The sequence below is a fragment of the Alkalihalobacterium sp. TH-98 genome (assembly GCF_057473385.1).
Genome location: NZ_JBYCKM010000043.1, coordinates 88,895 through 101,412 on the forward strand (window position 1 = coordinate 88,895; position 12,518 = coordinate 101,412).

Genomic DNA, 12,518 nt, shown 5'->3' on the forward strand with positions numbered 1-12,518 from the left:
GGGCTAAAACCCAATAGTATATTTCTTCAGTAGTCATATAGCGTATTACCTATGTCGCTGCATGATGAAGTTTGTTAGATTATGAGGTATAAAAATTTATAAATTTTTATGTAAATGGCAGGAAATAAGCTAAAAATATCGTATATTTATATTTGTGAAAATTTAGATAATTAAACCACTGTATAAAATCTAGTAAGGAGCATCTCATATAAATTGAAAACAATCATTGAAATAAATACACCTTATGCTTTCTCTCATTTGTTAGAAAGGTTATCTGCTGACCCGTTGCATGTTGTCGATCTTGTAAATCAAGAAGTTAAAGTTCCGATTTATACTGAAAACAAAGTCGTGTCTGTTTCTTTTGAAAGGAACAATGGAGTAACGAGAATTACGATAACCGGCGATGTTAAAGATGAGGAGAAGGTTCTTGAAAAATTAAAGCAGATTTTTTTATGGGATATCGATTTACAACACATAACCGATCATTTTAAACATACGAAACTAGCACCTTTATTTGATATATTTTATGGTACACCTATCGTCTGTGATTTTGATTTATATAGTTGTTTAATGAAAACGATTATTCATCAACAGTTAAATATGACATTTGCCCATGAACTTACTTCTCGGTTTGTCAAAATGTTTGGGTTTGAAGTGGGTGGCGTTCCTTTTTATCCTGAACCCTCAGTTGTAAGCAAGCTAGAGGTAGAACAGCTGCGCCAGTTACAGTTTAGTCAACGAAAAGCTGAGTATGTTATTGATACATCTAAGAAAATAGCAAACGGTGACTTAGATTTAGACGCCCTTCGTTTCGAAAAAGATGAAGAGATTATTGAGAAGTTAGTAAAAATTCGTGGAATAGGTAAGTGGACAGCCGAAAACTTTTTATTATTTGGGTTAGGACGTCCTAATCTATTACCTGCTGCTGATATTGGAATTCAAAATGCATTAAAACGACTGTATGAATTAGAAACAAAACCGAAGCAAGATCAAGTATTACAATTAGCTGCAGGATGGGAGCCGTACTCAAGCTATGCGAGTCTTTATTTATGGCTGAGTACTGAGCGTCCACAATTGGTAGAGGGAATTTACCAAAAAATGTAATCATACTAAACCCTCGAACATAAAAATGTAAAGTGTGAAAACTAGAAGTAAAACCATTTAGTTTTACTCTAGTTATTATATAAATAGTAAGCGCTTACAAATGAGCCTGCTGATTACAACTTCATTAGTTTATTAGTGATTACTAGTTTTGAAAACAAGCTACTAGAAGCAGCCTAATCTTAGAAACTATTCTTTCATATGTGTAATACGGCTTTAGCCGAATTATAAATATTTTAGGTTATTTAGGAGGCGTTTTTTTATGATGAATGTACCATTAAACATTTCTTCTATGATGGAAAGAGCAGAAAAGTATTTTCCGAAAAAAGAAGTGGTTACGAGAACACCAGCTGGAAACAAACGACATACGTACCGTGAAATTGCTCAAAGAACACGACGATTGTCAAGTGCATTACAAAAGCTAGGTGTAGAGCAAGGTGACCGAGTGGGGACATTTGCATGGAACTCTAATCGTCATTTAGAAGCGTACTTTGGCATTCCAGGAATAGGGGCAGTATTACATACGATCAATATTCGTTTAGCTCCAGAGCATATTTCTTACATTGTAAATCATGCTGAAGATAAAGTACTTCTCATCGATAGTGACCTCCTGCCACTGGTAGAACGTGTGAAAGATAGTTTTAAAACCGTTCAAGCATATGTCGTAATGACTGATGGAGAATTACCGGAAACGAGTTTATCTCCAGTGTATTCGTATGAGGAATTATTAGCTGAGGGAGATCCAGAGTTTGAGTTTGTGAAAGATATTGATGAAAATTCTCCAGCAGGTATTTGTTATACATCAGCAACAACAGGAAATCCAAAAGGGGTCGTATATAGTCATCGTGGCATTTTTCTCCACAGTATGGCACTAGGAATGGTCGATACAGGAGGTCTGTCAGAGTCAGATCGTTGTATGGCTGTCGTTCCTATGTTCCACGCTAATGCTTGGGGAATGCCTTTTATCGCTACTTGGCTAGGTTCGACTCAAGTGATGCCAGGTGCACAGTTTACTCCGAAAGTTCTAGCAGAGCTTATAGAGAGTGAAAAGATAACAGTAACCGCGGGTGTTCCAACAATTTGGCTCGGTCTCCTTAAGGAGCTTGAGACAGGTGATTACGATACGAGCAGCTTAAGAGCAGTTCTATGCGGTGGTTCAGCAGCACCTCCTTCTATGATTAAGGCGTTTGAAGTGAAGTATGGAATTCCGTTCTTACATGCCTATGGAATGACGGAAACGAGCCCGCTCGTAACCGTTTCAAGATTAAAAAGCTATGAAACGGATTTACCGGAAGAAGAAAAGTTATCTATTCGTGCAAAACAAGGTCTTGTCGTGCCAGGACTTGAGGTGAAAATCGTCGGTAAAGACGGTGAAGTGAAAATGGATGGAGAAGAGATGGGTGAACTTCTCATTCGTGGACCTTGGATTGCCAGCGAGTATTACAACGATGAAAGGACTAAAGATGCCTTTTATGACGGATGGCTGCATACAGGTGATGTAGCAACAATGGATGAAGAAGGGGTCATCAAGCTCGTTGACCGCACGAAGGACTTAATTAAAAGTGGTGGAGAATGGATATCTTCTGTAGATTTAGAAAACGGTATTATGGCGCATGAAGCCGTATTTGAAGCAGCAGTTATTGCGATCCCACACCAAGAATGGCAAGAGCGACCGTTAGCATGCGTTGTACTTCATGACCAATTCAAAGATAAAGTTTCCAAAGATGATATTATGGACTTCTTACGTCCACAATTTGCCAAGTGGTGGTTACCAGACGATGTGGTCTTCTTAGATGAAATTCCGAAGACTTCAGTTGGTAAATTCCTCAAAAGAGCATTGCGTGATCAGCTGAAAGAACATTATCAAATTCAGTAGACTGTAAAATATATCCAAATAGAAACCATCGGTCCTTATACCGTTCACGGAGCCAAGCAAATGCTTGGCTCTTAGTGATTTGTGAAATATAATTAATTTATTTCTTTACCATTTCTGTGCAATTGATAAAATAAAAGTAGGGTAGTAAAATTATCCAATTCATAACTTTGGGTCATGGAGTGAGTTTAATTGGTAGCGATATATATCTATTTAGGAGTATTAGTCTTACTATTAATTGGAGAATTTATAAAGTCGATCAGTTTGAATAAAAATAACGGGGTATTTGTTCAATCAAAGTTCTCAATTTGGCTCTCGATCTTGCCTACGTTACTTGTTTTTCCTCTACAAGAAGGGCTGGATGATCAGTTTCTTTTAACCATGTATATTGTGGTTATTGGTGTTTCACTTTTGTTTTTATTAATGAAAATGGCTAACATTGGCTATATTACGATTTATAAGTCAACTGGGTATCGAACAGCAGATGTCATTCGGAAAGTTTTACAAGCTAAACAATTCAGCTTCACTGAAAAAGAGCATACCATTGATTACTGTGAAATTACATTTACATTACCAGACAACCAATTAATGATTAGTGTAGAATGGACGGAATCAGAAAGTGTTTTTACAACGGTGAAGGTTCATTTAAAAAAAGCTTGGAAATACCCAGACGCTGAAGTTTTAAGAGAAGATATTGTTGAAGAGTTACGCTTAGACTTAGGGGACAGGTCCTTTTCAACTAGAGTATGGCTTCAAATTGCGGGGGTAGCCACGGGTTTAACGGCGTTAATGGCGTTTATAATTCTAGTTAATTAAACGTTTATTTAAAAGACTTTGAAAAAAATTTCTAAAATTATTTGTAAAATGACTCATAGAAATTGAAAATTGCACATAATAACAGGAAAATCTTTAATAAAGAGGGATTAGTAATGTTACTATCAAACGGTGTAATTAACACAATTTCAGTATCGGCTGCTTTAATATCCATGATTCTTGTATTGCTACTTCAATGGAATATTGAAAAGGAAACGAAAGAACGGAAGCTTTCACTTTTCTTTCATTGTATTAATGCCCTCGTCATGCTTATGTTTTACAGCACGTCACAATTGGCGTTGTATGGATCGGTTTCAACGTACAGTGACCACGGTGGATTTTCTCGTGTTTTATTAGAGGCGCTCGTGTTCCCAATTCCTTTTATTGCGATTACTTATGTTCTAGCAGCTGTCACGTATCGAAATTTTGTTCGTCCTTATGTAAAAGTAAAGGGATCAAATTTGGTAGTGTTAAAACGCAGACGAAGATGGAGAATATAAAAAGATATCTACAGCGAAATAAAAATAGTGTTGGAAGGATAGGACGAAAGACAAAGGATTACTCTTCCTAGTAGTAAATAAAAACGCAGCTGTTCTTAAACTGCACCTCAATTGTTAGTCATTCACTGACAGTTGAGGTGCAGTTTTTTTATTGTTCAACCAACGTCCGTTTAAGGTGCGTCGGAAGGGGAATTGCTGCACTTTTCTGGATTTAATATAGAGCTTAAAAAACAATTGACACATTTGTATATACAAGTTAATATTTCAGTGTAGCTATCTTGTATATACAAGTTTTATGAAAGCGTATTTTTGGGTGATTTATCCATACTACATAAAGTACCTCAAAACAGTATAAGAAACTGTTGCGGTGAAACATTAAATGGTAGGAATAATAGGATCTATCCTCATTTTAAGTATGAAATGAAAACGATATCAATTTCAAAGGAGAGTTGGTTATGGCCGATGTTAACAGACAAGCCGTCGAAGAAATAATTGAAGCCATTGGTGGAAAAGAAAACATTGCTTCTGCCAGTCATTGTGTAACCCGGTTACGTTTTGCGTTAAACGATGAAAGTAAGGTCGATCAAGAAAAGTTAAGTAATATTGATATGGTAAAAGGTTCGTTTGCAACAAACGGCCAATTCCAAGTTATTATTGGACAAGGACTTGTAGACAAAGTCTATAAAGAGCTCGTCAATATAACGGGAATTGGAGAAGCTTCAAAGGATGAAACGAAAAGTGCAGCGGAGAAAAACTTAAATCCGCTTCAACGTGCAATTAAAACGTTAGCCGACATTTTTATTCCTATTCTACCCGCTATCGTTACGGCTGGTTTATTGATGGGGGTAAATAACGTTTTAACGGCTCCAGATATTTTTTATCCGGGCCAAGGAATTGTAGATGTTCACGAACAGTGGGCTGATTTTGCTGGAATTATTAACTTAATTGCAAATACCGCCTTCGTGTTCCTCCCAGGTTTGATTGGTTGGTCAGCTGTAAAACGATTCGGTGGTAATCCATTACTCGGTATTGTTCTAGGGTTAATGCTCGTTCACCCTGATTTATTGAATGCATGGGCATACGGGGCAGCTTTAGAAGCTGGTGAAATTCCGTACTGGAACTTATTTGGATTAGAAATTGCGAAGTTAGGTTATCAAGGGCAGGTACTGCCGATACTTGTTGCATCCTATGTGTTGGCCAAAATGGAATTAGCGCTAAACAAACGGGTACCTGATACAATCAAGCTTTTAGTCGTGGCACCTGTTGCCTTACTTGTTACTGGTTTTATTGCATTTGTTGCGATTGGACCTGTTACTTTTACAATTGGTAACTGGATTACAGATGTTTTTGTTTGGACTTTTGGTAACTTTGCAGCCATTGGTGGTTTACTCTACGGGGCAATCTACGCACCACTTGTTATTACAGGTATGCACCATACGTTCTTAGCTGTTGATTTACAGTTAATCGGCAGCATTGGCGGAACATTCTTATGGCCGATTGTTGCTCTTTCTAATATCGCACAAGGTTCAGCAGCATTAGCGATGTACTTTGCAACAAAAGAAGATAAATTAAAAGGGTTATCATTATCATCGTCCATATCAGCATACTTAGGTATTACCGAACCGGCGATGTTTGGGGTTAACTTACGATTTAGATATCCATTCATCTGCGCAATTATCGGTGCCGCAACAGCGGGTATGTTTATTACGATAAGTAACGTTATTGCTCCATCTATCGGTGTTGGTGGTCTGCCTGCATTTTTCTCCATAGTTGCTGATAAATGGGTACCTTTCTTCATCGGTATGGGAATTGCGATCATCATCCCATTTACATTAACGTATCTGTTTGCAAAATATAAAAAATTACAGTAATAGGGTAGGTAGAAAATGAGGAAAACCTCGTTTCACATGCTCTAAATACAAAAAAATACCATTGGTTTGCCACACCTGCAGCCAATGGTATTTTTCAACATATGAGCAATTTTTTTAGACAGAAAAGATGAAGATTAGCGCTTGCGCAGAAGTTAAGGTGGTGGAGGTTAGCAATGAAAAAAGCGTGGTGGAAGGAAAGTGTTGTTTATCAAGTGTATCCTCGAAGCTTTATGGATTCGAATGGTGATGGAGTAGGCGATCTTCAAGGAATGATTTCGAAGCTTGATTATTTAAAAGAACTTGGCATTGATGTGATTTGGCTCTCACCTGTATATCGGTCACCAAATGATGATAATGGGTATGATATTAGTGATTATCAAGACATTATGGATGAATTTGGAACGATGGAAGATTGGGAACATCTTTTAGAAGAAGTACATAATCGTGGCATGAAATTAATTATGGACCTTGTTGTTAATCATAACTCAGATGAGCATCGTTGGTTTGTTGAAGCAAGGTCTTCAAAAGCAAATAAGTATCGAGATTATTATATATGGAGATCTGGAAAAGATGGGAAGGAACCAAATAACTGGGGTTCCAACTTTGGTGGTTCGGCTTGGGAATATGATGAACAGACGGATGAATACTTTTTACATCTTTTCTCTAAAAAGCAGCCTGATCTAAACTGGGAAAATCCTGTAGTGCGAAAAGAGATTTATGAAATGATGACGTGGTGGCTAGAAAAGGGAATTGACGGCTTCCGAATGGACGTTATTAATTTTATTAGTAAAGTGGAAGGTTTGCCGGATGACGAAGTAAAACCAGGTAAAAAATATGCTTCAGGTAGTAAATACTATCGGAACGGTCCGAAAATTCACGACTACTTACAAGAAATGAATAAGGAAGTGCTCTCGCAGTATGACATCATGACGGTCGGGGAAATGCCAGGAGTAACACCCGAGTTAGCTAAGCTTTATACAGATGATGATCGACATGAATTGAATATGGTCTTCCAATTTGAGCATATGGGACTCGACAATGGTGCAAACGGCAAGTGGGATTTAAAAGAACTTAACTTAAAAGATTTAAAGGCCAACTTGTCCAAATGGCAAACGGAACTCGAACACAGTGGATGGAACAGCTTATATTTTAACAATCACGATCAGCCTAGGTCCGTTTCTCGGTTTGGGGATGATCAACAATATCACCGTGAATCTGCAACGATGCTGGCAACCTTACTACATATGATGAAAGGGACACCTTATATCTATCAAGGAGAAGAATTTGGAATGACGAATGTTGTCTTTTCCTCCATTAATGATTACCGAGATATTGAAACGTTAAATTTTCACGATGAAGCGAAAGCGCAAGGTCAGACGGAAGAGCAAATCATGGCTAGTATTTATGCGAAAAGTCGCGACAACGCGAGAACCCCGGTTCAGTGGGACGATAGTGATAACGCGGGTTTTACTTCAGGAGAACCATGGATACAAGTAAATCCTAATTATAAAAAAGTGAATGCCAAGCAAGCGATGGAAGATCCAAATTCAATCTTTCATTTTTATAGAAAATTAATTCAGCTAAGAAAGCAATATGAGCTTGTTGTTTACGGCTCATATCACTTGCTACTTGAAGATCATCCTGCAGTTTTTGCTTACAAACGAACGCTAGGTCATCAAGAGTTATATGTCATTTGTAACTTTTATGGTGAACCTGCGACAGTCGATCTTGATAAAGTGAGTGGTGGCCAGTTGCTAATCAGTAATTATAAAGATACAGATAAAAACGAATTAAGACCATATGAAGCTAGAGTCTATTTAGTAGAAAATCAACGTTGAGGATGGTGCAGCAATGAACGAATGGTGGAGAAAATCAACAGTATATCAAATTTACCCAAAAAGCTTTAATGATACGACTGGAAATGGTGTAGGTGATATCCAAGGCATTATTGATAAACTAGATTATTTAAAAAAACTTGGTATTGATGTGGTCTGGCTAACGCCAATCTACAAATCACCACAGATTGATAATGGCTATGATATTAGTGACTATTTCTCAATTCATGAAGAGTACGGAACAATGGAAGACTTTGACCGATTGTTAACGGAAGCTCATAACCGCGACATTAAAATTATTATGGATATTGTGGTTAATCATACGTCGACTGAACATGAGTGGTTTAAAAAATCACAGCAATCGAAGGATAATCTATACCGTGATTTTTATATTTGGAAAGATCCGGTGGGAGGAAAAGAACCAACGAATTGGGTTTCTAAATTTGGCGGTTCCGCGTGGAAGTTAGATGAACAGACAGGTCAATATTATTTACACCTTTTTGATGTAACCCAAGCTGATCTTAACTGGGAAAACGAAGAAGTACGTAAACAAGTTTATGACATGATGCACTTCTGGTTTGAAAAAGGTGTAGACGGTTTTCGCTTAGATGTAATTAATTTAATTTCAAAAGATCAACGTTTTCCGAATGATGATGGATCTGTACCACCAGGAGACGGTCGTAAGTTTTACACAGATGGACCGCGTGTTCATGAATTTATGAAAGAAATGAACAACGAAGTGTTTTCGAAATATGACAGTATGACCGTTGGTGAAATGTCTTCGACGACAATTGAGCACTGTATTCAATATACGAACCCGGACAGTAATGAGTTAAGTATGACATTCAACTTTCATCATTTAAAAGTCGATTATCCGAACGGCGAAAAATGGGCAATTGGTGATATGGATTTCCATGCGCTAAAGGACATTCTCTCGAAATGGCAAGTGGAAATGCATAAAGGTGGCGGCTGGAATGCGCTGTTTTGGTGTAATCATGATCAACCCCGCGTAGTTACTCGTTATGGAAATGATGAAAAATATCATAATGAATCAGCGAAAATGCTGGCGACTACTATTCATATGATGCAAGGCACACCGTACATTTACCAAGGTGAAGAGTTTGGAATGACGGATCCTAAGTTTGAAAACATCAAGGAATATCGTGATGTTGAAACTTTGAACTATTATGAAATCATGAAGCAAAAAGGTATGCCAGAAGATGAAATCATGGAAATCATTAAGCGGAAATCCCGTGATAACTCAAGAACTCCAGTTCAATGGAATGATGAAAAAAATGCAGGGTTTACGACGGCGACTCCTTGGATCGATGTCGCAAGAAACTATAAGGAAATCAATGCAGAAAAAGCGGTTCAAGATGAAAATTCAATCTTTTATCACTATCAAAAATTAATCCAATTACGAAAAGAATACAACATTATTACGTATGGAGATTATGAGTTGTTAGATCGCGACCATGACAATCTCTTTGCTTATGTTCGATCTTCTAATGATGAGAAGCTTCTTGTAATCAATAACTTCTCTGCAAACGAAGTGATGTATGAACTGCCGTCATCCATTGAAGTTGATTCATTTAATTCTGAATTACTTATTTCAAATTATAATGACTCTGCCTCCATAGCAAATGCCGTAAACATTCGCCCTTACGAATCGGTCGTTTATCACCTTACTAAAAAGTGATACAATTGTAATTGGTGATATTTGTGAAAAATAAGTACGTGAAAATATACGAAGAACTATCAATAAAAATCGAAGAAGGAGACTATCCAGTCAATAGTCTTCTTCCTTCAGAAAACGAACTAGTTGAACTATATGCGACGTCACGGGAAACGATTCGTAAAGCACTAAAGTTACTTTCTGAGCATGGGTATATTCAAAAGGTGCAAGGAAAAGGTTCCATTGTACTGGATGTCCAGAAGTTCAACTTTCCGATTTCAGGGCTTGTTAGTTTCAAGGAACTGGCAAAAAAAATGGGTGGTCGTGCAAGTACGACCGTAGAAGAGTTTTCCGAACTAAAGCCAGGTTCTTTTCTAAAGGAACAATTGAAGGTGACCGATGAAGATAAAGTTTGGAAGGTCCTTCGTGTCCGAGAAATCGCAAAAGAGAAGATCATACTAGACAAAGATTATTTATTAGAAAAATATGTCCCTAACCTTACAAGGTCAATTTGTGAAAATTCGATTTATGAATACATTGAAAACGATCTAGGGCTAACGATTAGCTTTGCAAAAAAAGAAATTACGGTTGAAGAGCCGACCGAAGAAGATCGACGTTATCTTGATCTGGACGGTTTTGTTAATATCGTCGTTGTTAAAAACTTTGTGTATTTAGATGATGCTAGTTTATTTCAATATACAGAGTCCCGTCACAGACCGGATAAATTTCGGTTCGTCGATTTTGCGAGACGAAAAATAAATTAAAAGATGAACGTGCACTCTTGCTTCTCTCTAAATAGTTAGTTAGAAGCAGGGGTGTTTTTTGTTTTTCAATGATTAATGCTTTTGTTTAATCAGCGATTTTAACGAATGAGGAGAAATTGGTTTTTAATGACTGTGTTCTCGAAAAGATGGAAGAGTGAAACTAAGTTAGTTGCTGTTCGTATATAAATGAATAACTACATATGAAGAGGTGACGTCATTGAACAGGCTTAGACCGTTAGTACTGTTATCGTTCGTTTCTGTCATGTTTCTGATCATCTATTATTCTGTAAATACAGAACCCGTTTACCCGCTCCAAACTGTTACTAAAGAAGACATAACCGAGTCGATTGAGCAATTTAATAAACAGTTTGACCTGAATACGGAAATAAGATCCAAGACACCAACCTATGAAACAAGGGCCAATGAAAGTATAGGTCAATATATTGCAAAACATAAATGGACGCCTAAAGAAATTGAAAATTTGGTGAGTGAAATACCGATCTATACGATTTCTGTGCTCGTTGAAATGGATCATTTTGAAGTCGACCCTTTCACAGCGGAAGTGGTTCGTGCCAGTAATATCTTCTACGAGATTGATAGTGAACAAGAAGTGAGTGAATTTATTGAGAAGGTTTTTGGAGTTGGCTTTGAAAAAGTAGATGAGGAGCACACCTTTTTTGGAGAGGTAGAACAGATTTACAGTCGTGGTGAAGTGATCGGAGATATTGAGGAAAAGCTAAGTATTACTCTTACCGATCATGCAATTATTGGATTTCATAAGTATGGTGAAGTTGATGATTTTCAACTCTCAACATCATTATTTAACGTTTGGGAACTGATCTTAATCCTTATCTTTATGGTTACGATAGTCATTATTGCAATCGTTGCAACTGTTCAACTGATTAAAAGGCTGAACAAAAACGAAATAGAAACCTTTTTAGGTCCTTTTTTGATTTCTCTATTAGCTGGGGTCGGATGGTTTTTTGGACTTTACTTAGCAATGGGTACCGTTGACGTGTTTAGTCTACTCTTTACAGGTGTATTAACATATACGACGTTTATCATCCTTCTGATAACGGCGAAGAAAGCAGACTACGTGCAGCCATTCAGCCAAATAGCGATCAAGCTTCAACCTGCCGTGTGGAATGGATTTTTGCTGATGCTCGTCTCAACGGTTTTAGTAACCATTTTTTATGGAATCAGGGCACAGTTTGGGGCATGGACGTCACCCGTTATGGACTACTCCATATTTTTAAATACATCGCTATGGGCTTTACCTGTGTTTGCTTTATCTTTAGGAATTTGTGCATCAATTAGTGAAGAGACCATTTTCAGGCGGTATTTAATACCAGCGTTTGACCACTGGGGTGTGATTTTCTCAGTGATAGCGACTTCTTTCTAATGGGGGATTGGACATATGGGATATCATATGGTCCCATGGCATATTCGTATATTTGAGTTTATGATTGTTGTCGGACCATTCTTTTATTTTGTGTACAAAAGGTATGGATTCGTTACAGCGATCTTCTGTCACTACTTTTACAACAGTTTATTGGGTTCGATCTTTCTTATCTCGATTTATTGGCCGGTTGGCGTATTGTCAGTTGTTTTAACATTAGTTCCATTTCTTGTCTTCTTGAAACGATCACCTGAAAAAAGAGGCAGTTTGCTGTTCCGGTCGGTGAGCTAGATAAGTTTTGAGAGGATTATTAAGTGAGATTACCCCAAAAGAGATAGCCAGGTTAATTAAACGACGAAGAAGATCTGTATTTATGGATTGCAATATTACTATTCCTGATAGTGGTAAAAAGGATCTGAGTTGAGGTTTAGATCAATAGTATTCCTGGAACTGGTAAAAATGAGGTCTAAGTTGAGGTTTAGATCAATAATATTCCTGGAAATGGTAAAAATGAGGTCTAAGTTGAGGTTTAGATCAATAATATTCCTGGAAATGGTAAAAATGAGGTCTAAGTTGAGGTTTAGACCAAGAATATTCCTGGAACTGGTAAAAACGAGATCTAAGTTGAGGTTTAGACCAAGAATATTCCTGGAACTGGTAAAAACGAGATCTAAGTTGAGGTTTAGA

The 12,518-nt window shown here is 37.4% G+C and carries 10 protein-coding genes; all 10 read left to right on the plus strand.

The features are described from left to right. Positions 1–213 precede the first annotated feature (213 nt). The 10 genes from AC2VNP_RS15025 to AC2VNP_RS15070 all read left to right on the plus strand — a co-directional run bounded on the left by AC2VNP_RS15025 (position 214) and on the right by AC2VNP_RS15070 (position 12,122). Entirely contained in the window at positions 214–1,104 is an 891-nt protein-coding gene (locus AC2VNP_RS15025; protein WP_486918104.1) for a DNA-3-methyladenine glycosylase family protein, read from the plus strand. Positions 1,105–1,363: 259 nt separating this feature from the next. Further along, entirely contained in the window at positions 1,364–2,977 is a 1,614-nt protein-coding gene (locus tag AC2VNP_RS15030; protein ID WP_486918105.1) for a long-chain fatty acid--CoA ligase, read from the plus strand. Between the two features lie 189 nt (positions 2,978–3,166). Next, positions 3,167–3,790, plus strand: a complete 624-nt coding sequence (locus AC2VNP_RS15035) for a hypothetical protein (RefSeq protein WP_486918106.1) — start codon at positions 3,167–3,169, stop codon at positions 3,788–3,790. A gap of 113 nt (positions 3,791–3,903) precedes the next feature. Beyond that, positions 3,904–4,287 carry a hypothetical protein gene (locus AC2VNP_RS15040; RefSeq protein ID WP_486918107.1) on the plus strand — a complete coding sequence of 128 codons (384 nt, stop codon included), beginning with the start codon at positions 3,904–3,906 and terminating at the stop codon, positions 4,285–4,287. A 455-nt stretch (positions 4,288–4,742) separates the two neighbouring features. Then, the gene (treP, locus tag AC2VNP_RS15045; RefSeq protein ID WP_486918108.1) at positions 4,743–6,158 is read left to right on the plus strand and encodes a PTS system trehalose-specific EIIBC component; all 1,416 of its coding nucleotides are present in this window, start codon (positions 4,743–4,745) and stop codon (positions 6,156–6,158) included. Positions 6,159–6,331: 173 nt separating this feature from the next. Next, positions 6,332–7,996 carry a glycoside hydrolase family 13 protein gene (locus AC2VNP_RS15050; protein WP_486918109.1) on the plus strand — a complete coding sequence of 555 codons (1,665 nt, stop codon included), beginning with the start codon at positions 6,332–6,334 and terminating at the stop codon, positions 7,994–7,996. Positions 7,997–8,009: 13 nt separating this feature from the next. Further along, complete coding sequence (treC, locus tag AC2VNP_RS15055) at positions 8,010–9,692, plus strand: alpha,alpha-phosphotrehalase (protein WP_486918110.1); 1,683 nt, start codon at positions 8,010–8,012, stop codon at positions 9,690–9,692. Positions 9,693–9,715: 23 nt separating this feature from the next. Beyond that, positions 9,716–10,432 (plus strand): trehalose operon repressor, encoded by a 717-nt coding sequence (gene treR / locus AC2VNP_RS15060; RefSeq protein ID WP_486918111.1) that lies wholly within the window; start codon positions 9,716–9,718, stop codon positions 10,430–10,432. Positions 10,433–10,649: 217 nt separating this feature from the next. Next, positions 10,650–11,834: a hypothetical protein gene (locus AC2VNP_RS15065; protein WP_486918112.1), complete on the plus strand. Its 1,185-nt coding sequence runs from the start codon at positions 10,650–10,652 to the stop codon at positions 11,832–11,834. 15 nt (positions 11,835–11,849) lie between these two features. Then, positions 11,850–12,122 carry a hypothetical protein gene (locus AC2VNP_RS15070; RefSeq protein WP_486918113.1) on the plus strand — a complete coding sequence of 91 codons (273 nt, stop codon included), beginning with the start codon at positions 11,850–11,852 and terminating at the stop codon, positions 12,120–12,122. Positions 12,123–12,518 lie beyond the last annotated feature (396 nt).

Excerpts from the sequence above, each read along its gene's own strand:
- AC2VNP_RS15040 (WP_486918107.1), top strand. The coding sequence starts at position 3,904 with ATGTTACTATCAAACGGTGTAATTAACACAATTTCAGTATCGGCTGCT.
- AC2VNP_RS15070 (WP_486918113.1), top strand. The coding sequence starts at position 11,850 with ATGGGATATCATATGGTCCCATGGCATATTCGTATATTTGAGTTTATG.
- treC (WP_486918110.1), top strand. The coding sequence starts at position 8,010 with ATGAACGAATGGTGGAGAAAATCAACAGTATATCAAATTTACCCAAAA.
- AC2VNP_RS15030 (WP_486918105.1), top strand. The coding sequence starts at position 1,364 with ATGATGAATGTACCATTAAACATTTCTTCTATGATGGAAAGAGCAGAA.
- AC2VNP_RS15050 (WP_486918109.1), top strand. The coding sequence starts at position 6,332 with ATGAAAAAAGCGTGGTGGAAGGAAAGTGTTGTTTATCAAGTGTATCCT.
- treP (WP_486918108.1), top strand. The coding sequence starts at position 4,743 with ATGGCCGATGTTAACAGACAAGCCGTCGAAGAAATAATTGAAGCCATT.